This is a genomic window from Paramicrobacterium chengjingii (assembly GCF_011751765.2).
In the GTDB taxonomy this organism is placed as follows: Bacteria; Actinomycetota; Actinomycetes; order Actinomycetales; family Microbacteriaceae; genus Paramicrobacterium; species Paramicrobacterium chengjingii.
Genome location: NZ_CP061169.1, coordinates 3,335,052 through 3,357,457 on the forward strand (window position 1 = coordinate 3,335,052; position 22,406 = coordinate 3,357,457).

At 61.6% G+C, this 22,406-nt stretch carries 23 protein-coding genes; 6 read left to right on the top strand and 17 right to left on the bottom strand.

All coding sequences use genetic code 11. The features are described from left to right. Positions 1 to 449 precede the first annotated feature (449 nt). The 6 genes from HCR76_RS16075 to HCR76_RS16100 form a co-directional block, all read right to left on the bottom strand. The gene (locus HCR76_RS16075) at positions 450 to 1,253 is read right to left on the bottom strand and encodes a CoA-transferase subunit beta (protein ID WP_166986930.1); all 804 of its coding nucleotides are present in this window, start codon (positions 1,251 to 1,253) and stop codon (positions 450 to 452) included. Continuing rightward, complete coding sequence (locus tag HCR76_RS16080; protein ID WP_166986927.1) at positions 1,246 to 2,130, bottom strand: CoA transferase subunit A; 885 nt, start codon at positions 2,128 to 2,130, stop codon at positions 1,246 to 1,248. Before HCR76_RS16080 ends, HCR76_RS16075 begins: the two co-directional genes overlap by 8 nt. Next, positions 2,127 to 2,858, bottom strand: a complete 732-nt coding sequence (locus tag HCR76_RS16085; RefSeq protein ID WP_166986924.1) for an amino acid ABC transporter ATP-binding protein — start codon at positions 2,856 to 2,858, stop codon at positions 2,127 to 2,129. Before HCR76_RS16085 ends, HCR76_RS16080 begins: the two co-directional genes overlap by 4 nt. Continuing rightward, a complete protein-coding gene (locus HCR76_RS16090; RefSeq protein ID WP_166986921.1) occupies positions 2,855 to 3,523 on the bottom strand; it encodes an amino acid ABC transporter permease in 669 nt (222 codons plus the stop codon). Before HCR76_RS16090 ends, HCR76_RS16085 begins: the two co-directional genes overlap by 4 nt. Then, positions 3,520 to 4,242 carry an amino acid ABC transporter permease gene (locus HCR76_RS16095; protein ID WP_166986918.1) on the bottom strand — a complete coding sequence of 241 codons (723 nt, stop codon included), beginning with the start codon at positions 4,240 to 4,242 and terminating at the stop codon, positions 3,520 to 3,522. The genes HCR76_RS16090 and HCR76_RS16095 overlap by 4 nt, the downstream gene beginning before the upstream one ends. A gap of 66 nt (positions 4,243 to 4,308) precedes the next feature. Continuing rightward, positions 4,309 to 5,199, bottom strand: coding sequence for a substrate-binding periplasmic protein (locus HCR76_RS16100; RefSeq protein ID WP_166986915.1), 891 nt, complete (start codon positions 5,197 to 5,199; stop codon positions 4,309 to 4,311). A 256-nt stretch (positions 5,200 to 5,455) separates the two neighbouring features. Between HCR76_RS16100 and HCR76_RS16105 the strand changes: the two genes are divergently transcribed. The 4 genes from HCR76_RS16105 (at position 5,456) to HCR76_RS16120 (ending at position 9,368) form a co-directional block, all read left to right on the top strand. Continuing rightward, on the top strand, positions 5,456 to 6,643 hold the full coding sequence (locus HCR76_RS16105; protein WP_166986912.1) for a CaiB/BaiF CoA transferase family protein: 1,188 nt from the start codon (positions 5,456 to 5,458) through the stop codon (positions 6,641 to 6,643). Positions 6,644 to 6,790: 147 nt separating this feature from the next. Beyond that, positions 6,791 to 7,564 carry a TIM barrel protein gene (locus HCR76_RS16110; protein WP_166986909.1) on the top strand — a complete coding sequence of 258 codons (774 nt, stop codon included), beginning with the start codon at positions 6,791 to 6,793 and terminating at the stop codon, positions 7,562 to 7,564. A 137-nt stretch (positions 7,565 to 7,701) separates the two neighbouring features. Continuing rightward, on the top strand, positions 7,702 to 8,415 hold the full coding sequence (locus HCR76_RS16115; protein ID WP_166986906.1) for a GntR family transcriptional regulator: 714 nt from the start codon (positions 7,702 to 7,704) through the stop codon (positions 8,413 to 8,415). 179 nt (positions 8,416 to 8,594) lie between these two features. Further along, positions 8,595 to 9,368 carry an SDR family oxidoreductase gene (locus HCR76_RS16120; protein ID WP_166986903.1) on the top strand — a complete coding sequence of 258 codons (774 nt, stop codon included), beginning with the start codon at positions 8,595 to 8,597 and terminating at the stop codon, positions 9,366 to 9,368. A gap of 24 nt (positions 9,369 to 9,392) precedes the next feature. On the opposite strand, the gene HCR76_RS16125 is transcribed toward HCR76_RS16120, so the two are convergent. From HCR76_RS16125 to HCR76_RS16175, 11 genes are read right to left on the bottom strand one after another with little or no spacing between them, the layout of a single operon-like run. Further along, positions 9,393 to 10,382: an alcohol dehydrogenase catalytic domain-containing protein gene (locus tag HCR76_RS16125; protein ID WP_166986899.1), complete on the bottom strand. Its 990-nt coding sequence runs from the start codon at positions 10,380 to 10,382 to the stop codon at positions 9,393 to 9,395. A gap of 41 nt (positions 10,383 to 10,423) precedes the next feature. Beyond that, positions 10,424 to 11,074, bottom strand: coding sequence for a GntR family transcriptional regulator (locus HCR76_RS16130; RefSeq protein ID WP_166986896.1), 651 nt, complete (start codon positions 11,072 to 11,074; stop codon positions 10,424 to 10,426). Between the two features lie 20 nt (positions 11,075 to 11,094). After that, on the bottom strand, positions 11,095 to 11,982 hold the full coding sequence (locus HCR76_RS16135) for a 2-deoxy-5-keto-D-gluconate 6-phosphate aldolase domain-containing protein (protein WP_166986893.1): 888 nt from the start codon (positions 11,980 to 11,982) through the stop codon (positions 11,095 to 11,097). Then, positions 11,982 to 12,983 (bottom strand): alcohol dehydrogenase catalytic domain-containing protein, encoded by a 1,002-nt coding sequence (locus HCR76_RS16140; RefSeq protein ID WP_166986890.1) that lies wholly within the window; start codon positions 12,981 to 12,983, stop codon positions 11,982 to 11,984. Before HCR76_RS16140 ends, HCR76_RS16135 begins: the two co-directional genes overlap by 1 nt. Beyond that, positions 12,980 to 13,816 carry a carbohydrate ABC transporter permease gene (locus HCR76_RS16145; RefSeq protein ID WP_166986888.1) on the bottom strand — a complete coding sequence of 279 codons (837 nt, stop codon included), beginning with the start codon at positions 13,814 to 13,816 and terminating at the stop codon, positions 12,980 to 12,982. Before HCR76_RS16145 ends, HCR76_RS16140 begins: the two co-directional genes overlap by 4 nt. Continuing rightward, positions 13,806 to 14,744 carry a carbohydrate ABC transporter permease gene (locus HCR76_RS16150; protein WP_166986885.1) on the bottom strand — a complete coding sequence of 313 codons (939 nt, stop codon included), beginning with the start codon at positions 14,742 to 14,744 and terminating at the stop codon, positions 13,806 to 13,808. Before HCR76_RS16150 ends, HCR76_RS16145 begins: the two co-directional genes overlap by 11 nt. A gap of 5 nt (positions 14,745 to 14,749) precedes the next feature. After that, positions 14,750 to 16,051, bottom strand: coding sequence for an ABC transporter substrate-binding protein (locus tag HCR76_RS16155; protein ID WP_166986882.1), 1,302 nt, complete (start codon positions 16,049 to 16,051; stop codon positions 14,750 to 14,752). A 49-nt stretch (positions 16,052 to 16,100) separates the two neighbouring features. Then, entirely contained in the window at positions 16,101 to 17,192 is a 1,092-nt protein-coding gene (locus HCR76_RS16160; protein ID WP_166986880.1) for a 6-phosphofructokinase, read from the bottom strand. After that, positions 17,189 to 18,640 (bottom strand): aldehyde dehydrogenase family protein, encoded by a 1,452-nt coding sequence (locus HCR76_RS16165; RefSeq protein WP_166986877.1) that lies wholly within the window; start codon positions 18,638 to 18,640, stop codon positions 17,189 to 17,191. Before HCR76_RS16165 ends, HCR76_RS16160 begins: the two co-directional genes overlap by 4 nt. Beyond that, on the bottom strand, positions 18,637 to 19,818 hold the full coding sequence (locus HCR76_RS16170; RefSeq protein WP_166986874.1) for a mandelate racemase/muconate lactonizing enzyme family protein: 1,182 nt from the start codon (positions 19,816 to 19,818) through the stop codon (positions 18,637 to 18,639). The genes HCR76_RS16165 and HCR76_RS16170 overlap by 4 nt, the downstream gene beginning before the upstream one ends. A gap of 53 nt (positions 19,819 to 19,871) precedes the next feature. Further along, positions 19,872 to 20,660, bottom strand: coding sequence for a DeoR/GlpR family DNA-binding transcription regulator (locus tag HCR76_RS16175; RefSeq protein WP_166986872.1), 789 nt, complete (start codon positions 20,658 to 20,660; stop codon positions 19,872 to 19,874). Between the two features lie 77 nt (positions 20,661 to 20,737). Here HCR76_RS16175 and HCR76_RS16180 point away from each other — a divergent pair, with 77 nt between their 5' ends. After that, positions 20,738 to 21,601 (top strand): aldolase, encoded by an 864-nt coding sequence (locus HCR76_RS16180; RefSeq protein ID WP_166986870.1) that lies wholly within the window; start codon positions 20,738 to 20,740, stop codon positions 21,599 to 21,601. 15 nt (positions 21,602 to 21,616) lie between these two features. Then, a complete protein-coding gene (locus HCR76_RS16185) occupies positions 21,617 to 22,339 on the top strand; it encodes a sulfite exporter TauE/SafE family protein (protein ID WP_166986868.1) in 723 nt (240 codons plus the stop codon). Positions 22,340 to 22,406: the final 67 nt, after the last annotated feature.

Genomic DNA, 22,406 nt, shown 5'->3' on the forward strand with positions numbered 1-22,406 from the left:
CATTTGAAGACATGGCGCCTGCTGGAAATCCCGTCGAGTCCGATGCCACCATTCCATCGGAGATGAGAAAAGTACCCGGTCGAACCCCGATCGGAAGCCGCCCCTCGGCATCCGGAGAAATAGCCCGAGGCGGCGGTAACCCCAGTCGTGAACCCAGAGGTCCCTGTGAAGCTACCTGTGCGCGTTCCCGATCTGCCACATCACCAGTTCTGCGTACATGACGGCCCGGCGGCGAAGCTACGAGGGGACCGCACTCAACCATGAGTATCGACGTTTCAGGCGCAGACTCTGCGAGAGTACGAGCGAAGGCCGTGCCGGCGGGACCGCTACCCACGACGACCACGTCGAAAGTGTTCCTTATCATCGCGTTACCCTTTCAGCACCCCGCCCCGGTGGGTGTATGGTGCTTGATTTTGATTCCTTCAACACGAGACTGATAACGAACTGCGTCAGGTGCGAAGCAGCGCGCCGGACGGATCGATCTCCTCGCGAATTGCACGCAGAGTCGAGGCAGCCGGGGTCGAGGTCTCTGAGAGGTCTTCAGCGATTTCGGGGCCAAACGACATCCGAGACCGAACGTCCTCAAGAGTTACGCCGCTGTGCAGCGAGCGAAGGCGCATCCGCCCATCGGCTGTGAAGTCGAACACCCCGTGGTCTGTGACGACTAAAGATGGGCCGCCTCCCGAATATCCGAGCGATTCTCTGGAACGCGTTCCGTTGCCATAACCGAAGCTCGTTATGTGATCAACATGGTCAACGAAGACGCGTGATGACAGATCTGTGACGATGATTGGGCGACGGACAAACGCGAGGTGCTCCGGTTGAGCAAGGCACCCTACAAGACGGACCTTGGGGCGTTCTGGCGTTCCAATCCGGGTGATATTGAGGTTGCCGTGCTGGTCAACTTGAGCAGCCGACTCGAAGCTCACATCGAACTCGCCTCGCACGAGCATGTCAACCTTCTGGCCCACGTCTGCTGGTGCGTAGGCGCCTCGCCAACGGGTGATCGCATCTTGCGTAAGATGCGCGGGCACGTCCGTAAGGTCCGGGCTCAGAAGATTCCCCCAGTAGATGTCAAGGCCCGGAGCGTGATCTAGTTGCGCAAGCCGAGCCGCTACAAGCGGGATTCCGACTGCGAGGGTGAATGCTCGCCCTGACGTGCCGACACCGACAAAGACAACGTCGTCGTCTCTAAGCGCCGCACTGATCGCAACGGCCATCAACTCATTTTGAGTAGGCGTGATGTCAGTCATTGGAACCCACTTTTAGGGAGGCCAGCCGCTTTGCACCAATCTGCCTCAGAAACGTCTCATGGTCTTGGGTGTCTCCCACCGTCTCTTTGAGGTAGGTCACGAAGGTCTCGTCTGATCGTGAAGCATCGACCCAAGCCTGAAGCTCAGTCTCATCTTCGTCGTAAAAGGTGTCGCAGCTACCGGGGTAAGCGCCGTACGGAGCTTCGCAGACAGCAGCCACCTTGGTGTGGGGGATATACGTGAGATTCGGTCGACGCGCCACTTCTGCGTGCGGAATTACCCGCTCGACGGACACAATCAGTTGAGTCGATGCTGCCCCCATAATGAGGTCAATATCGTCGCTGTCGCGATGAACGGGCCATACGATATTTCCGTACTCGTCCCCCGCATATGCGTGTAGCAAAGTTATATCGGCGTGTGCAGCAGCGACAGTCTGCAACTCAGTGCCCGTGTAGGGGCAACTGACAGACCGAATGTCGTCGCGCTCACTCATCTCCGTTCCCCGTATTGGCACCACGGGCAGGAATGGTAGCCCCATTGCCGCCGCGCGAAACCGTGCAGTCATAAAGGACTCTGATTGATCGGTGACTCGAATTCGGCCTTGCTCAACGGCACGGCGGAAGTTCGGTGCACCTCCCTGCCACCACATACCGACGTAGATCCCCTCCCAGGCGCGAACGCAACCCGCTCCCGCAAGAAGATCAGTCGCTAAGCTCGACGCCCACGTTAAGAGTGATAGGTCACGCACGTTGCGGCGAACCAGTTCTCGGCAGAGCGCCAGCGGCTGTCTCCGGAGGAGCGACCCGCCCAACGCGACAACGTCGCCGTCAGATACGCGTGAAGCCGCGTCTGAGAGCGACTGCAGTTTGCGTTTCATCGCTCCTCCAGCACGCGGTGGAGGAATTGCCGCAGACGAGGATTCTTTGGATCCGTGAAGATCTGCTCGGGCACCCCTTCTTCACCGATTACTCCGTTGTCGAAATAGAGGATTCGATCCGCGGTCTCGCGAGCAAAGCCCATTTCGTGAGTCACGACGAGCATGGTCATCCCTTCCGCCGCCAGCTCTCGCATGACCTTTGTCACCTCGCCCACCAGCTCGGGATCCAGCGCACTGGTGGCCTCATCGAACAGCATGACCTGGGGTTGCATCGACAAGGCGCGAGCAATGGCGACTCGCTGCTGTTGACCACCAGATAGCTGCTGGGGATAGGCCGATGCTTTATCAGCGAGGCCGACACGCTCAAGTGCCGAACGAGCGACTTCCCGGGCTTGCTCCCGGTTCATCTTTTTCACTTTTCGCAGGGCAAGCGTGGCATTGTCTAACGCACTCAGGTGGGGAAACAGGTTGAACTGCTGGAAAACCATCCCCACATACTGATGGACCTCTCGAGAGGTCTTCCGCTCGTGAACTCGTACGCCGTTCACAGAAATCTCGCCGGAGTCCACGGTTTCTAGACCGTTTATTGTTCGGAGAAGTGTACTTTTTCCGGAGCCACTTGCACCAATGATTGCGATGACTTCGCCTGCCTCAACAGAGACACTCACGCCGCGCAGTACCTCGTTGTCGCCGAAGCGCTTACGGACGTCCTTTACGTCAACGATCATGCGGCTCTCTCCCTTCTGGTAACGCTCCGCTTTTCAAGCGCACGTGCTGCGAGGGAAAGCGGGAAGCTGATGATAAAGAACATGGCGGCTACGACAAGATAAACGTCGAATGAGTTTGCGCCATGGTTGATGATGACCTGGCCTTGACGAACGATGTCGTAGTAACTGATCGTGGATGCTAAAGCCGTGTTCTTGACCAATGTGAGGTATTGGCCAAAAAGTGGCGCGAGAACGACCGGAAGCGTTTGAGGAAAGACCACGTTCTTGGTGATGCTCAGACGCGACATTCCGAGAGTCGTTGCGGCCTCTCGTTGCCCAGCATTCACCGATTCGAACCCTGCGCGGAAGATCTCCGATATATATGCACCCTGGTACAGAGTCATTCCGATAAGAGCCGCGATGAACACGGTTACGCCTTCGAGTTGCAAATAGGCAGCGCCGAAGTATATGAACAGCAACTGCACAAGTAGCGGCGTACCGCGGAAAACCTCGAGGTATACCCGGAGCAACAGGTCAAGGACGGGAACCCGAGCATAGCGACCGAGCCCGACAAGGAACCCGAGCACGGTACTCGTCAAAATCGAGACAACAGTGAGTACGAACGTCGCGAAAAACCCTTCTAAGAGTAGGTCGCGGAATTCCCAGATCTGCTCCCAGCTACTCATGCGGGGTCACCCCCCACTCGAAGCTTCTGAGATCGGCGGATGCGGAATCTGAACTTGGTTTCGACCTGCGGCTTGAAGACTCTGCGGGCAAAGACGTGTGCGGCGAATGCGACGAGGTTCGTGAGCACAAGGTAGAAGAGCATTGCGAAAGCAAAGATGGCCAAAGTCTCATAAGTGATGCCGTTCACAATCCGTGCAACACTCGTCAACTCGTTTACAGCGATCGTGGAAAGCAGCGAACTCGCAAGGATCATGTCGATGTATTGATTAATGATTGGAGGAAAGACGGTACGGAACGCCTGCGGTAAGACGACACTGAAGAAGGTGTGCGTCGAGGAGAGACCAAGAGAACGTGCCGCCTCTAGCTGTCCGGCAGGAACGGACTGAAGCCCGGCCCGAATGACCTCGACCAGATAGGCACCCGCGTTGATGGCAAGCGCAATAACTCCCGCCAGCAACGCAGACAAGCGAATGCCGATCGACCCGAGCCCGAAATAGACAATGAATATCTGGACGAGGACTGGAGTGTTCCGAAGTACTTCGACGTAGACGGCGCCCACGGCCCGCATTACACTCCACGACGACAAGCGCATGAGCGCAACAAGTGCTCCTAGGACTAGTGAAAGAGCAAAGGCAACTGTCGAAGTCCATATCGTCACCCACGAGCCGTTGATAAAGAGCTGGGTATAGTCAAGAAAGTTCACAGGATGAAGGACCATTCCTCTCGCGTCGGGCAGCGGTCGAGTAGCGGCGAGATGCAGAGGAATTCGCCGCTATGTCAAGTTTTAGTCTTCGAGTCCGTTGAAAACCTCGTCGGGTGCAGACCCACCAAACCACTTTTCGTAGAGTTCTTTTCCCTTACCGCTCGCATGAAACTCCTCGAGAAACGCATCCACCTTTGCTTTCAACGACGAATTACCCTTTTGCATGCCAAGTGCAAAATCCTGCAACTCGTCACCGACCACCCCTGGGACGATTCTCAGTGAGCTGTCTTCCTTCGCCAGCGCGTATGACAGGACACTAATACTGTCAACAATGGCGTCAGCCTGGCCTTGAGCGACTGCTAAGCGCGTCGCGACTGCCGTATCGTACTGTTGAAGGGTGGCATCTGGGAAAGCCTTTGCTGCGACTGTTGCCCCCAAGGCACCTTTCTGCACCGAAATGGTTTTGCCAGAAAGGTCGTCAACCGATGTGATGTCCGATGACTCCGCGACAGCAACTCCCTGATACGTGTTTATAACCGGATCCGAAAAGTCAACCTGTTCCCTACGCTCAGGAGTGTTGGTGAGAGTGAACGAGATTACGTCTGCTTTACCACTCTGAATTGATGGAATCCGCCCGTCGGCCGTCACTTCAAAGATGTTTGCCTTGACACCAAGGAAATCTGCCAATTCCTTCGCGACGTCAATGTCAAATCCGGCAGGGTCGCCGCTCTTCTTAGTGAGGCCGAAAGGTGGCGTCGTGAGGCCGACGCCGATGTTGATGACGCCGCGCTCCTCAATATCTTCCCAGGTACTTCCTGACGAGTTCGACGCGCCGTTGCCGGCATCATCATCGGAGCCTGGCCCACTACCGATAGAACACCCGGCGAGAAGAGCGACTGCAGTTAAGCTCGCTAGGATCGCGGCAGGGCGCCACCCTCTCATTGCCGAGCGCTTAGGGTTTGAATTCGACATGAAGGCTCTCCTTCGAGCAAAGCCGAGCTGGTGCTCGGCGACGATCTGTTACGGACTAGTCATATAGACGACTAGCGGGCTTTCTCAACATTACCGGTCGCGACGTGGCTGTCAAGTCGCAAAACTGAACGGCTTCGATTCAGTTTGACATCCTCGTCGACAAAATGGTCACATATAGATGTCTGGACGTTTAATTCTGCAGACCGCCGAGTTCACCGATGAGGATCTTTCCTCCCAAAGAAGGGAATAGAGAGCAATGGTAGCCCAGCCGCTCACCGGCCTGAAAGTCCTCGACCTCACCCGGTTTATTGCCGGGCCGCTCTGCTGCCAGATATTGGCAGACATGGGTGCTGAGGTAATCAAGATCGAGCGACCAGGGGGCGAAGACTCCCGCAAACTCGCACCCTTTTACCAAGGTCACAGCATCTACACCATGCTCTACAGTCGGAACAAACACGGAGGAACGCTCGATACACGCCACCCGGAGGCACTTGCCATCCTCGAGGATCTGATCCGGAACACGGACATCGTCGTAGAGAACTATCGGCCTGGCACTTTGGACGCGATGGGCATTCCCTATGAACGGATGCAGGAACTCCATCCGGGAATAATTCTCGTGTCCATTTCCGGCTTCGGTCAGACCGGTCCGCTTGCAGGCCGAGCTCTCTTTGATGGAATTGCCCAGGCTGCATCGGGCCTCATGAGCATGACCGGCGAACGAGACGGCCGACCCACACTGACGGGGGCGTTCGTAGCCGACTACATCGCTGGTTACCAGGGCGCCATCGGAGCGCTCCTCGCTGTCTTGCATCACCGCGCCACAGGGGAAGGCCAGTGCGTGGACGTCGCTTCTATTGACGCGCTCTTCCCTGTGCTCGGTACCGCCCCAAGCGCCTGGGCGATGAACGGCACCGTCATGGAACGCAATGGCTCTCGCGACCGCATGAGTGGACCTGCCAATCTGTTCGAAACGAAAGACGGGTTCCTCTATTTGCACGCAGGCACTGATCCCCTATTCCGCCGCCTCGCCGCCGGCATGGGGCAAGCTGAGCTGGCAGACAACGAACGCTTCTCAACCGTTGCTTCACGCATGGACCACATTGAGGAGATCGAGAGAATCGTTGCGGAGTGGATCGCGCCGCTGACCTGCGCCGAGGCAGGTCAGGTGCTTGAAGAAGCAGGGGTCCCTTATGGCAAAGTCGCGGGAGTCGATGAGATAACCGATTCGGAGCAGATCGCTGCCCGCGAAATGATGGTCGACGTCGAGCACCCTGTTTTGGGAACACTTAAGTTGCCCGGTATTCCAGTCAAACTCAGCGCGACACCAGGAAGCATTCGTAAGGCTCCTCCATTGGTCGGTGAGGACAACGACTTCATTTTCGGTACCCTGCTCGGCTATTCAGACGAGCGGATACGGGAGTTGCGCGACGAGCAGGTCATTTGACCGTGGCGCGAAGATAGTGCGCTTGCCCTGGCGCGCAAATGGGGGCGCGGGTCGCGTGAAGCTCGGTGACTGGGCTTCACAACCTGAGGGGGCTGAGAGAGGGACGGGAAGTATGGCACACTCTACGAGCAACGTAAAGGTTGCAATATGGCGCTAACACTTGCCGCCAATATCGACCTGCTATTTACTGAAGCAGGCGATGTGCCCGCGCGCCTGCACGCTGCGGCCGATTCAGGGTTCACAGCAGTTGAACTCTGGACCACGTCAGACCGCGACACAGAGGCCATCCTTCGGGCGGCGTCTGAACGCGGGGTCTCGGTCACTGCTATGAGCGCGGAACCTCGAATAAACATCGCATTCCCCGATGCGAATCTCAATGCGTACTACGACGGCATTGCTCGAACAGTAGAGCGAGCGATCGCACTCGAGTGTCCACGCGTTCTGGTCAGCGGTGCGACGGGATACCTTCGGATGAAGCGCTCAGAACAACTCAAGCGTGTTACTGAAATTTTTGCGGAGGTCATTGCCCGCACCGAAGACTCCGGGGTCACCTTCATGACCGAGAACTTCAACATCCGCGTGGACCATCCGGGCGCTCTCCTCGACCGTACCCGCGATGCTGTACAGATTGCCCGCGACGTCGGCTCCTCCCGCTTCGGAGTTCTCTACGACCTATACCATTCGATGACAGAAGCGGAAGATCCTGCTACCGAGCTCGCGGACGGCCATGACGTCATCTGCTATCTTCAGATCGCAGACGTTCCGGGGCGCGGTGAGCCTGGGAGTGGAAACGTACAATGGCCGACGCTGCTCGACGTAATTAGAGCTTCTGGATACGACGGCACGATTGGGCTTGAGTTTTACCCCACGACTGCCACAGAGACCGCGATCCACTACATCCAGAAGCTTGTCTCGACTTAGATCGCTCACACCGGCAGCGACGTTACGGAATGGGATCTGGACATGAAACGAGGTTAGGTGCATCTCCCGCCTGTTCATCGAATGAAGTCGCCTAGGTCCTAATATGAAATCAAATAGTTCAACAAGGAGGTAGACGCGTGGCCAATGCCCCGCTCTATGAGGTGATTAGCCGTGACCTGACGAGCCAAATTCGGTCAGGCAGGCTTAAGCCGGGCTTTCAACTCGAGAGCGAGTCAGGTCTCGCGAGGCGATACGGCGTCAGTCGAATGACCGTGAGGCAAGCTCTTTCACAGCTCGAGTTGGAGCGTCTTGTGACACGGCGTCAAGGCGCTGGCACTTTCGTCAGCGAGCCGCAGTCTATTGAGCGCCACGCTGGGCGTCTCGCACCATTTCATGAGGAGTTGGGTCTCGAAGCGGAAGAGATCAGCACTCGCATCATCTCACGGGACGTCGTAGAACCTCCCGAGGACGTCAACGCACAGCTCTTCGCCGCTACCGGACAAACAACCTTACGACTCGTACGCGTCCGGTCGTATCAGGGCCGCCCCATGGCGGTGCAGACCTCTTGGCTACCGTACCTGAGAGCTCCCGAACTCGCGTACGCCAAGTTCGTCAAGGGATCGCTCTACACGACACTCGCTGAGCGATTCGGAATTACTGTCGTTCGCGCAACTCAGAGAATCTCCGGTGCGTTGGCAACCGAAGATCAATCGTCACTCTTGGATATCGAGCCCGGCGATCCCGTTACCCATATTTCACGCCTTGCCTGGGCGAGCACGGGTGAACCGATCGAGGTCGCGGAAAGTTTCATGGTCCCCGGCTTCCGGCTGGTTCTCCAACTCGAACGATAAGTCCTCGACTAGAGGTCTAGACGACTAGTTAGATAGAATCTGACCGACACGTTCTGACAACACCTACCGGCTACATCGTGCCCTTCGAGTCACGTGAGAAGCCGCGTCGCATCGGAATGAGTTTGTCGAGGGGAATACGCGTTCACCCTCGACTGCGTTACACAGAATCTTGAGGAGTGATGATGATGGCAGACGATCTATTTGACATTCAAGGCAAGCTCGCGCTTGTCACCGGCGCAAATCGCGGGATCGGGCGCTCATTCGCGAAGGCACTTGCCACACGCGGGGCCGACATTATCGGTGTAAGCGCCTCCATGCCCAACGATGGAGGGCCAGCTGGTGCCGATGTCCGCGCCCTCGGGCGCTCGTTCGATGCCCACCGGGTTGATTTCGCAAATGTGAAGGAGGTGTCGGCTTTCGGCGACTCTATCGCGACGGGAGAGCGCCCGATCGACATCCTCGTCAACAATGCAGGCACTATTGTTCGTTATCCAACAGTGGACCATCCTCTCGATGAATGGCAACGGGTGATCGACATCAACCTCACTTCGCAGTTCGCGCTCACCCAAGCAATTGGGCGCCAGATGCTCGACCGGCGCACCGGTAAAGTGATATTTACAACCTCGCTACGCGTCTTCCAGGGTGGCAACGGAGTCGCGAGCTATACAGCGTCAAAGTCCGCGCTCGCTGGTATTGTGCGCACTTTCTCGAACGAGTGGGCCGAGCACGGCATCGGAGTCAATGGCATCGCTCCCGGCTACATCGAGACCGAGAATACCCGCGCGCTACGCGAAGATGTGTCCGCCTTTGACGCTGTGAAGCAACGAATTCCCGTAGGACGCTGGGGACAACCAGACGACCTCAGCGGTGCTCTCATCTTTCTCTCGAGTCGCGCTAGTGACTATGTTTCTGGAGTAATCCTGCCCGTTGACGGGGGTTGGCTCGGTCGATAACGCTTCAGCCAATACTGAGAGCAGTTAGGCGAGACGGTTGGCGCTGCCCCGGTTTGGGGCGATATAGATCTTCTCGCGGCCCTCGCGCTGCGCCGCAAAGGCGGCTTCGTAGTCCGAGAGCGGGAAGGTGCGCGTGGGGATGCTGTCGAGCGGGAGGCTCTGCAGCATTGCGACCGCACGCTCATGCGTGTAGGGGTTGATGATCGAGCCCACAATCGTCAGCTCGCGGTCGTAGACCTCGCGCGGCGTGAGAGCGAGCGTGTCGTCGGGCGCTGCGACGCCGAAAACTAGGAACGTGCCGCCCTTGCGGATGCGATTCAGCAGGTCGCGCGCAATGGCGGCGCGGCCGACAGCATCCACCACCGAATGAAAGCCCTGCTCACCCGCGAGCGCGGAGACTTCGGCGGAGTCCAGATCGTCGGGATGCACCGCAAGGTCAGCGCCCATCGCCAGCGCCAGCTCGCGGCGTGATTCGGAGGGCTCCGACACCACGATCGGCGTCAGCCCGCGTGCCTTTGACAGCGCAACAAGCATCGCGCCCGCCGGGCCACAGCCGGAGATGAGGATCGACGTGCCGGACGTCGGGTTGAGACGATCCATCGAGTGGATGCAGCACGCGAGCGGCTCTGCCATCGCGCCGATCAGCGGATCGGTCTGCGGATCGAGCCGGTACAGGATGCGCGCCGGCGCGACCATCGTCGTGGTCATACCGCCATCGAGCTTGACTCCGTACCCCTTCTTATTGATGCAGAGATGCTCGTCGCCCGAACGACAGTAGGTGCACTCGGTGCAGTACTTATGCGGCTCGACGGTGACCAGGTCTCCCACGGCGAGGTCGGATGCGTCATCAGCGAGCTCGCGCACGATGCCGCACACCTCGTGGCCCATGATGACGTTGTCGGCAGAGGGGAAGTTTCCCTCGAGAATGTGGGTGTCGGTGCCGCACAGCCCCACGGCGAGAACGTCGATCGAGGCTTCGCCCGGAGCCAGATCGGGCAGCGGTTCTTCTGCCAAGCGCAGACCGTCAGTCTTGCTGTGTCGGAGTGCCGTTCTATTCATTGTGCTGCCTCGCCGCCTTCTTCAAGAATTCCGGTCAGCCGGGAGATGTGGTTGCGCGCCGCTGCTTCCGCGGCATCCGGATCGTGTCTTCGGAGTGCATCGAGAATCGCCCGGTGATCGGCCGTCGCGCGGTGCACGCCACCGCTCAGGTTGGTGGAGCGCATGGCCACGATCACCTGCCCCTGAATCTCTTCGAGCATCCGAATGAGTACGGGGCTTGCCGCGGCATCCCGAATCTGCCGGTGAAACCGGGCGTCGAGATCGATGTGGCGATGAAAGTCGTCGGGGTCGATCGATTCGTGTTCGCTGAGCACAGCGTCAAGATCGGCCAGCGTGGCGTCGCTGATGCTGCTCGCCGCGAGGCGCGCGGCCATGCCCTCGAGTGCTTCACGTGCGTGATACAGACTCACGAGTGCCGGGCGCGGCGGCAGGTAGACGACGGCGCCCCGATTGAACTCCTCAATCGCGAGGCCCTCACGCACGAGCTGCAGCACGGCGTCGCGCACCGGGCTGCGGCTGACGCCGAGCTCCTTCGCAAGCGACGGAACAGCAAGGCGCGACCCCGGTGGGAGCTCCCCCGTGAGAATCTTCGCGCGCAAAAACTCGTGAACGCTCGTACCCACGCGCACGGGAGGCTCCCACTCCACGTCGACTCCCCCGCCTTCGCCTACTGTGCCCGCGTAAACGCGGTGACGAACCCGGCGTACGTCGCTGCGATCGTGTCGAGCGAACGTGCGCGAACGTCACTGTCCGTTGGAGCGGCGGCGAGCTGCTGCACCGCTTCCCACCAGATACTACGGCCGATGGCGAACCCGACGAAACCTGCCTGCGCGGCAATCTGCAGCCACGAATTGACAGTGTCGGTGTCGCCGCCCGCCCCGAGAAGAATGCATTCCGCCCTGTGGCTGCGCGCAAGCTCCACCGTCTGGCGTGACGAGTCGACGTCGCCCTGGTGCTCCAGCTTCCAGATGTCAACGCCCACCTGCTCGGCGATCTCGGCCATGGCCTGGCGCGTCAGCTCGGGGCGCAGTTCCCAGGCGTAGCGCTCGGCGTCGCCGTCAACCTGGGCAAGCTGTTCGTCTGTCGGCGGCACGAGCAGTTCGAACAGAAACTCGCAGCCCTCGTCACGCGAGATGGCGGATGCTTCGGCCAGCCTTTCGCGCTGCAGCGCACGCTCGTCATCTGAGTCCGCGGGGTTGTAGCGCACGAGCACCTTCGAATAGCGCGGCGCAAACGCCTTCAGGTATTCGCGCAGGTTCTCGGGTTCGGTTTCGTAGAGACGCTGGCCCGCGCGCTCAATGGGAAGAGCAAGAGGGATGCTGTGCGCCAGCGCCCGCTCGGGAACGCCGGGGCCGAGCTCGGGGTCGACAAGAATCGCGGCGCCGGTCGCGGCATCCGATTCTGTCGCCTTCAGGAGCCCCTCGAAGATCAGATGTTTGGCCTCGGTTGTGACCGCACGCTGTTCCGCTGTCGCTACGCCGGTGTGGCCGAACAAGGCGTTCGTCAGCCACGGTCGCTGGTCGGCCGCAAGAATAAGCAGGTTGTCGTGGGTCATCAATTCTCCTCGTGCGTGATGTATGGCTTGACGAAGTCCCCGTCAAGAAACTTCGTGAACGTCTCTTCGAGGTCGTTCAACCTCGTGGGCGTCATGATCGTGTCGCGAAGCGTTGCTCCGTGCGAACGAAGCAGGCTCCAGTTGTCGGCAACCTCGGTTTTGGGAAAGTAGAACGACCGCACGGTGAAGCAGTCGGTTCGCCGCCACCGGGGCGTCGCCGGCATGAGGTACGGCTCGTTGGACTCGCCGAGGGCGAGAATCGCGCCGCCGGGCTCCACCAGGTTCTGCGCTGCCGCCCGGGCGGGGTCGGCGCCGCTTGCCTCGGCGATCACCTGGTATTGGTTGACCGTTTCGAGGTCGAGAGCGCGGGTTGCACCGAGCTGCTCGGCAAGGCCGAGGCGTGCATCGTTCGGGTCCCATGCGTGCACGGTGGGAATGCCCATGGCCAACGCCACGGCCACAACGCCGAGTCCGAGCGGGCCGCAGCCGATCACCAACAGATTCTGGATGCCGTCGGGCTGCGTTCTCGCACCGAGACGCAGTGCGTGCGCCGCCGTGCCGAACGTGTCGAGCGCGAGCACCGCGACGTCGGAGGGGATGTCGTCGGGAACAGGAAGAACGCACTGCACGGGAACATCCATGTACTCGGCGAAGCCGCCGTCGAACTGCCACCCCATGAGGCCGCCGAGGTTGTAGCAGCGGTTGTTCTGCTGCTCGAGGCACGCCTTGCACTCCCCGCAGCTCACGGGAATGTACACGATCACCCGGGTTCCCTCGCTCGGGGCATCCGGTGCCGACTCCACGATCGTGCCGACCACCTCGTGCCCGGGAACAACGGCGGCGCCACTCGCGAGCAGACGCTTGTCTGAGCCGCAGAGCGCGCACACATCCACGCGAATGCGCACATGCCCCGGGCGAACCGCCCGCAGTGTCTCCGTCGAGAACGACACGACGCCGTCGCCCTCAAAGTGAGCACTCGTGTTGCTGATGGCATCCGTCATTTGACCGCGCCTCCTGTCAGACCGCGCACAAGCCAGCGCTGCGCGACGATGGTGAGAATGATTGCGGGAAGGGAGATGAGCGTGCTCGCAGCCATGAGACCGCCGTAGTCGCTCGAGCCTTGCCCGATGAAGTTGAACGCGATCACGGGCAGCGGCATGGTGTTCGAGCTGGCCAGCGCGAGGGCGAACAGAAAGTAGTTCCACGAGAAGATGAAGCTCAGCGTGATGGCGACCGAGATGCCGGGCGTCACGAGCGGAAGCACCACCTGCATGAACCGTTGCCCCGGGCTGCACCCGTCGATCAGCGCTGCCTCCTCAAGGCTGCGCGGAATCTCTTCGTAGAAGGGAATGAGCAGCCAGATGCACAGCGGCAGCGTGATGATGAGGTGGGCAGCGATCAGCACAGCGAAGTTGAGCACATCGTTCGACGTTGCACCGATCTTCATCGACATGATGAAGAAGGGAACGACGAACAGCACACCGGGGGCCATGCGCGCCAGAAGCGTGCTGAAGCCGATGCCCGGGATGGTGCGCCGGGCGATGACGTAGGCCGCCGGAATGCCGAACAGCAGTCCGAGAATGGTGGAGCCGCCCGCGATGATGAAGCTGTTGCGAATGTAGTAAATGAAGTCGAACCGCTCGAACAGGTTCGTAAAGTTGTCGAGCGTCAGCGGCGTGCCAATGTTGAAGATGCTGCCGGTGATGTCGACGTTGCTGCGGAACGCCGACCACAGCATAAACAGCACGGGCACAAAGAAGATTAGCGCCGCCACGATGTATGCGACGTAGGTCAGCGCGTAGGTGCGCCGACGATTTCTCGTACTAGTCGACATCGGTACTCCTCTTTCGCACAACGGTGAAGATGGCGGCGATCAGAATGACCAGCACAAACAGGCTGAGCTGCAGAGCGGCAGCGTAGCTGGGCTCTTGATCGATGAACGCCGCGCGATACCCATACACGTTGAGGGTGTTCGTCGCATTGACCGGGCCACCCTGGGTCATGATGTAGATGGTGTCGAAGAAGCGGATCAGGTCGACGGTGCGCAGCAGCATGGCGACGAGCAGCACCGAGCGCAGCAGCGGCAGCCCCACAAAGAACGCCTTCTTGATCGGCCCGGCACCATCGATGGATGCTGCCTCGAACGGTTCGCTCGGCAATGACCGGATGCCGGCAGAGATAATGAGCGCCATAAACGGCGTCCACTGCCAGATGTCGACGATCGCAATGGACCACGGAGCCATCTCCCGACTGCCCAGCCACACCACGGGGTCGAGGCCGATCGCCTGCAGAATCTGGTTTGCCGCCCCGAGTGTCGGGTCGTAGATGAGCATCCACACGAGGGCGACCGCCACCGAGGCGGTGATCGCTGGAATGAGCAGAAGCCCCTGAAAAATGGCGCGCCCGGGAACGTCACGGCTCAGCAGGTAACCGAGGCCGAGCCCGAGAATCGTCTCGACAACAAGGCACACGATAAACAGCTGCAGTGTGACGAAGAGCGAGTACCAGAATTCGGAGTTCTGGAACATCAGAACGAAGTTGTCGAACCCCACGAACCCGCTGTTGTTCCCCGCGATGTCCTGATCAGTCAGCGAGAGCCAGACGGTGTAGAGCACTGGTATGAGAACCAGCCCCACCGTCGCCACGAGCGCTGGGATGATGAACGGAAGCGTGCCCCGGGCCACGGGGTCGACATGTCGTCGGCCCCGTGCCGCCGGGCGGCGCTGGTCCCCTTTTGTGACAATGGTCCGCGTCGTTGACATATGCGTTATTTCTTATCCAACTGTTTGGTGAGTTCGGTTTGGATTTCCTTCGCCGCTTCTTCTGCCGTTGCGTCGCCGAGAATCACCTTTCCGATGGCATTGCCCAGGGTCTCGCGCATGCTCGGCGCCTTGGTGCCGACCGGCCCGACCTCGGTGTTGCCGTTCTTCTGAATGTCGGCAACGGCCTCGAGCCACTGCTTCTCTGTCTCGCTCGAGAAGTTCTCAACGTAGCTCGGGTCGGTGGCGACCGAGTCACGCGGCGGAGCGATCTCCGCCTTCGTCAGCTCAAGCTGAGTCTCGGGAGACGTCGCCCACTGCAAGAACTGCCACGCGGCATCCTTCTTCTCAGAGAATGGCGACATCGTCACGCCCCACGACAGAGCCGTCGGGGCTGCCTCGACCGACCCTGCCGGCATCTTCGCAACGCCGACGGAATCGCTCACCGTGCTCTTCTCTTCATCGAACACCGAATTCAGCTCGTTACTCGACTCCAGTGACATCGCTACCTTGCCCTGTGCGAACAGGTTGGACGACTCCGTGAAGCTGTAGTTAATGACGCCCTTCGGGCCAAAGTCGCGGGCAAGCGTCGCATACTCGTCGATGGCCTTGATGGCGCCGGGCTGATCGAAGTTGGCCGTGCCGTCTTCCTTCGTCCACTCGAGGCCTTCGCCGTGGAAGAACGGACCGAAGTCGAAGGCAATCGCCGCAGCAGCACCACGCAGGGTGATGGGCGTGATGTCGCCCTTCTCCTTAATCACCTTCGAGGCGGCCAGAACGTCTTCAATGGTCTCGGGAACCTCGAGCCCGAGCTCCTCGAACACGTCTGTGCGGTAGTACAGCACCGGTCCCTCAATGTTGATGGGCACGGCGATGACCTGGCCATCGGCATCCTTCATTCCATCGATCGCCGAGGGAGAGAAATCGTCGACCTTGTACGAGTCAGGAGCCTCGGCCAGGTAGTCGTCGAGCGGCTGGTAGTACCCGGCGTCCGAAAACTGCGGGCCTTCGCGCGAGGGCAACGTCATGAAGACATCCATCGACGAGCTCTTCGACTGCAGGTTGAGCAGAATGCGGTCGCGCGCCTGCTGCTCGGCGAACGTCTGAACATTGACCTTGATGCCGCTCTCTTCTTCGAACTGGCTGATGAGCGGCTCGAGGCCTCGCTGCCAGGGGTGGTTCGACAAGACGACGTTGATGGCGCCGCCGCTGTCTGAGGAGCCCTCTCCCGGGGATCCACATGCTGTCGCCGTGGCGGCGATGACGGTAGCCGCCGCTATGGCGCCTACCCTCCGAACAATCTTGGACATCGTTCCTCCTTGATCGATTTCTCTTGGTGTTTGTGTGTGTTGCGACGCGCTAGGGGAGCGCGACGAGGGGGGAAAGCCAGTCGTGAAACGAGCGCAGGTCGCCCGGTTCTGAAGAACGCCATTTCTCGGGGACGGAGCGCACGCGGCCGCCGACGTCGACGAGCGGAATGGCTGCGGTCTCGCCGCTGCGTGCGAGCCCGACCATCACGTCTGTCGGCCCCTGGGCGTCGACAAGCCAGCCGCCAGCGAGTTCGCCGAGCTGCTGAGCTTCGCGTGCATCGACGGGGCTGATCAGTGCCGAGTTGCAGCGCTGCGCGGTGCCCAGCACTTCGCCGCGTGCCGTGACGTCGAGGGTGTCGGATGCCGCCTGCGCGAGCACCCGCGCGATGCCGCCCTGGATGAGCCGCGTGTGGTTTTGCGCCTTCACAGGCTGCCGTGTCAGCTCGGGAGCGACGCCCTCGCTCACGATCACGAACGCCCGCCCGTTCGCCGTGAGCACCCGATCGATCTCGGCAAGCGTGGCGTCGAGGTCAAACGGAATCTCCGGTGTGAGAACGAGGTCTGCCGCGTGCTCCGGGTCGTGGTCGTGAAAGCTTGCTGCGAGCGCGAGCCATCCGGTGTCACGCCCCATCACCTCGACGATGCGCACCTTCTCGACACTGACCATGGCCTCGTGGTCGCGTGCCATATCGGTAGCGGTGGCAGCAAGATACCGTGCAGCAGAGGGGAACCCGGGGCTGTGGTCGATGCGCTCGATGTCGTTGTCGATGGTTTTCGGGATGCCGACAACGCGCAGATTCGTGTTGCGCTGCCGTCCCCGCGTGGAAATCGCATCGAGAAAGGCCATCGTGCCGTTGCCACCGATGAGCGCGAGCGCCGTGACGCCGGCACTGTCGAGGTTCTCGACGATCGCGTCGAGGTCGTCGCTGGTCACGGCCCGGCGGCCTCCCCTCAGCCACGACCCGGTGCGCTGCAGGTCAGCATCCGCGGGTCGCTCGGTCGTGAGTCTTCCGTCGACGAGGGCGTCAGGGCCTCCGCGTGCGAACAGCACGGGTGTCTCCCCAACGGCACGCATGAACCCCGCAAGACTGCGGTTCACGACAGCCGTTGGGGCGCCCGTCTGAGCAATGGCAATGGTCACGGTGTCGCCGTTCGAGTCGCGATCGTGCGGAAGTGCTGGTGTGCTTCAAGACCCTGACGGCCGCCCTCGTAGCCGACGCCCGAGAGGCCAACGCCGCCGAAGGGTGCGCCGGGATAGTTGGGAGTTGCCGTGTTGATGCCCATGATTCCGGCGCGCAACTCGGCGACGACGGCATCCGCTCTGCCCGGGTCTTCGGTGCAGACGTAGCTGGCGAGGCCGTAGCCCGATGAGCGCTGCAGAGCCAGGGCCTCGTCGAGATTGTCGTAGACGATGACGCCGGCCGCGGGGCCGAACACCTCGTCGGCGACGAGCGTCGACGTCGCCGGCGCGTTCATGACGAACTGCGGGGCGGCGTAGTGCCCGGCTGCCGGAAGCTCGGCCTGCGCGAGCAATGCCTGGCCGCCCGCCGCGGTGGCGTCGCTGACGAGCGCTGCGACGCGCGCCGGGTCGTTCGCCGGGGCGAGAGGCCCGAGGTCGGTCGCAGCCTCGCGGGGGTCGCCGACGACGAGCTTCGAGGCGGCAGCCGTGAGCGCGTCGCGAAAGTCACCCTCGAGCGACCGCGGAATGAGCACGTTGTTCGCCCCGATGCACGACTGGCCGTTGTTGCGAAACTTGGCGATCATCAGAGTGTCGACGGCCTGCTGCACGTTTGCGTCGTCGAGAACGACGAATGAGGCGTTGCCACCCAGCTCCATCACCGCGGGGGTGAAGCGAGCAGCGATCTGCTCGTTGATGATGCGGCCCACGCGTGTGGATCCCGTGAACGAGACGGCGTCGACCCGGTCGAGCCAGGGGGTGACGACGTCGCTGGGGGAGCCAAGAACCGTGTTGACGACGCCGGCCGGAACAAACCGGTCGAGCAGGTCGGAGAGCCGCAGTGACGAGAGCGCGGCAAGCTCGGCGGCACGAAAGACAACGGTGCAGCCGGCGGCGAGCGCTGCGGCGATCTTGCGCGCGGGGATCGAGATGGGAAAGTTCCACGGAGTGACGACAGCAACGATGCCCATGGGCTGCGGCTGCACACGGTGCTCGATGCCGGGGATCACGGCGAAGTGCTCGTCGCGCTGGGCAAGCAGCAGGTCGGCGAAGGCTTCGAAGTACACCGCAGAGAAGGTGATCTCGCCCTGAGCCTCGGCGAGCCGCTTGCCCGTTTCGGTGCTGAGCAGCCAGGCCCAACTCGACTCGTCTGTCGCCGCAGCCTCGTCGCGCAGCGCTGCCGCGATCGCACGCAGAACGGCTGCTCGTTCGTCGACGCTCGTGGCGGCCCAGGGGCGGAACGAGCTCTGCGCTACGTCAACGGCGCGGAGTGCGTCGTCTGCAGTGCCCTGCAGCACATCGCCGAAAGCGTTCCCGTCGATCGGGCTGATCGCGTCAATGCGACGACGTCCGGTGGAATCGGTGACGACCTCGCCGCCGATTCTGATGCCGCTTGCGGACAACTGATTCACTGTGCCTCCTCCGAGAGATGTACAAGATGTGCAGAAAGGTGACTGAGATCGATGTCGACGCCGATGCCGGCGGCGCGCGGAACCCTGACGGTTCCGGTGGATGTCAGCAGATGGTCAACCGGCTCACGCACGGGGTTCTGCCTGATGTCCCACTCGAGCCACGGGGTTGTGGGGTTCGCTGCGGCGAGCTGAACCGAAATTGCTGTCGAGTACGCACCGTTGTAGAGGTGCGGCGCGACGAGGGTTCCGGATGCTTCGGCAGCAGCGACGACCCGCTGATACTCCGTGACTCCGCCGACTTTGCCCACGTCGGGCTGCACGATCGTGACGCCAGGCAGTGCGAGATAGGGCTCGAACGCGTCGGCACCGTAGAGGTTCTCTCCCGTGGCGACCGGGATGCCGGTTTCGCCGAACACGTGGCCGAGCTGCTCGGGGCGGTCGCCCGTCACCGGCTCTTCGATCCACTCGACGCCGAAGTCGCGAAGCAGGGGCGCCATCGCGATGGCTTCGTCGGGGGTCCACCCCTGGTTGGCGTCGCCGAAGAGGCGAAACTCCTCACCGAGCATCCGCCGTGCGCTGGAGAGATTCTCTTCATCGCGTTCGCGCCCGAAGCCCAGCTTCACCTTGGCCGCCGTGAGGCCGAGCTCGAGGCAGCGTTCGGCCGATTCGTCAACGCCGCTGGGGCCAAGGCTCGAGCCATAGACGGGAATCTCCGTCAGCGGGTTGTCGCTCAGAAGCGCGGAAAGCGAGACGCCGCGCTCGGTGGCGGCGCGCAGCCAGAACGCCTGGTCGATGGCACTGATCGCCTGGTACACCGGCCCGATCGCACCCCATTGGCGCGCCACACGCGTCAATGACGAGAGCAGCAGCTCGTGAACCTCGGCGGTGTCGGTGAAGCTGCGCCCGACCAGAAGCGGGGCCACGCCTTCTGTCACTGTCGCGACGCGTTCGCGCCACCCCCATGACGGGTAGTTCACCCAGGTCTCCCCCGTCGAGACCGTGCCGTCGTCGAATGAGACGTCGACGAGAAACATCACTCTGTAGCCGAGGGCGCCAAACGACATGGCGACGCCCGTCGTCACCGGCGCGCGGAAGACACGGCATGTGACGGCCGTCACGACGCTGCCCGACATGGTCACATGTGGGGTCGAGACGCAGAGTTGATCGTTTTCTAACATTGCATGCAGTGTTGCACGGAGTTGCACCGCCGTCAACCTTGCCGACTGAAAAGTTACGGAAGCACGAAAGTCACGCCGACCGCCGTGATCGTGTCGGCGATCTCGGCATCCCACGCGTTGTCCGTCGCAATGCGCGACACCCGGTCGAGCCCGCAGACGCGCACGGCGCCGCTGGCGTTCGCCTTTGTCGAATCCACGGCGAGAATCACTTCGCCCGCCGCGTCGATCATTGCGCGCTTCGTCGCCAGCTCCACCGAACTGTGCACGTACAGGCCATCGGCATTCACGGCACTGGCGCCGAGCAGCAGCACGTCGATTCGCAGGTCCCGCAGCGCTGCGACAGCTCCGGGGCCCACCATGGCCTGGTTCTCATGCAGCAGGTCGCCGCCAACGCCGATCACGCGCAGTTCCGGCCATTCCAGCATGCTGGCTAGCACGGGCACGGAGTGCGAGATGACGCATCCGGTGAACTCCGGCGCGAGCTCAAGGGCGCAAACGTGGGTTGTCGTACCAGCGTCGACGCCCAGCACTCCTTCACGCGGAACGACGGACTTCACTGCCTCGGCGACACGCAGCTTCGCACGGGAGTTGCTCTGGGTTCTGCTCGAGAATCCGGCCGGCGATTGACGCCCCGCGGGGAGGCGCGCTCCCCCGTGCACAAGCTCAAGCTCACCCTCGTCTGCCAGCTGCTTGAGGTCGCGCCGCACCGTCATCTCGGCGACGGCGAACTCTTCACTCAGGGCATGAACGGCCACGTGTCCGTCACGAAAAAGCGACTCGAGAATGAGAATTCTGCGCCGCTCCGCACCGCCATGACGCAATGATTCTCCCAGTGTGCTCACACTCTGCATGCTAGCAAGGCTCTGATAGAGTGCGAACACAATGTTCGATTTCTCACATTCTGAGCCAAAGGATTCTCATGTCTGACCTGACAACCCTCGCCCGGCCGTCCGGCGGATTCGCCATGCTCGCTGTCGACCAGCGTGAGGCCCTGCGCGACATGATGCTCCGCGCCCGCGGGGTGCAGATCAGCGACGCCGACATGACGCAGTTCAAGGTGTCCGCCACGCGCGCGCTCACCCCCTATGCGTCAGCCGTGCTGATCGACCCCGAGTTCGCGTGGGACGCCATCGTCGATCAGGATGCTGTCGCCCCGACGTGCGCTCGCATTGCCGCCGCCGACCATTTCGTCGCCGGCGCGGGCGAGTTCGTGCGCGAAGCATCCTTCGACACGACCCTCGACTACGAGGCGATCACGAAGCAGGGCGCGAAGGCGCTGAAGCTTCTCGTGCTCTGGCGCGAAGATCAAGACGCGCAGAAGCGCATTGATGAGGTCACAGCGTTCGTCGACGCGTGCCGCGAGCTCGACCTAGTCTCGATCATCGAGCCCGTGGCGCGGGCACGCTGGGACGGTGCCCCGAGCGACGTCGAGGCCGGGGTGCTCGCAGCAGCCCGTGAGCTCGGTGATCTCGGTGCCGACATTTACAAGGCAGAAGTTCCGTTCAAGGCGGCCGAGAGCGATGAGCGCGTCTTTGACGCCTGCCGCGAGCTGACCGACACCATCAGTGGACCGTGGGTCGTACTCTCGTCCGGGGTCGACGCCGACAGGTTCCCGGATGCCGTGGGAATCGCGTGCCGAGCGGGAGCATCCGGCTTCCTCGCCGGCCGTGCCGTCTGGGCCTCGGTGCTCGGAGCGGACTCGGTCGAAGACGAGCTTCGCGCAACATCCATTCCGCGGCTTGAGCGTCTCGGCACGATCGTCGACGACAACATCCGCAACTGACGCGAGCCCCCGACCGTGACCTGGCTCCTTGCGCTGTGTGCTGTCACGCTTGGGGCCGCGCTGCAGCGCGTGACCGGGCTGGGCTTCACGCTCATCTCGGGTCCGCTTCTCGTGTTGGTGCTGAACCCGTTTGACGGCATTGTTCTCGCCAACATCCTCTCGGGAATCATCGCCGCGATCGTTCTCATTCGAACCCTTCGGCATGTGCAGTGGCGAACGGCAGCAAAATTGTCGATCGGCACTGTCGTCGGTGTTCCGATCGGAGCAGCCGTCGTCTATGCGTTGGATGCTGACATGCTTCTGATCCTCGTGGGCGCGCTGACGACAATCGCTGTCGTGATTGCGCTGACGAGACGCCCCATGCCGGTGTTCCGGGGCACGCCCGGTGCGATCTTCGCGGGGTCGCTCTCCGGGTTCAGCAATGTCACGGCCGGCGTTGGAGGCCCGGCGCTGGCCATGTTCGGGGCGGCGACGAAGATGCCGATGTCAACGTTCGTGCCGACGATTCAGGTGGTGGCGCTGCTCACGAATGCTCTGTCGGTGGCGGCGAAGCCGCACATGTCGCTGCCCTGGCCGCTCGTGATCGGCGCCGTCTGCTGTGTGCTGGTCGGCCTCGTGGCCGGCTCATTTCTGCAGCGCGTCATCACCCCGACCCGCGCCCAGACGCTCGCGCTCACCCTCGCCCTGCTTGGCTCGCTCGCGGCAACGGCCCGCGGCATCTTCGCCCTCTTCGTCTGAGAACCTCGCGAAGAATGTTTGGCTAAACGCAGTAACCGCAAGGCGATTGCGAATAATGCATTAAACG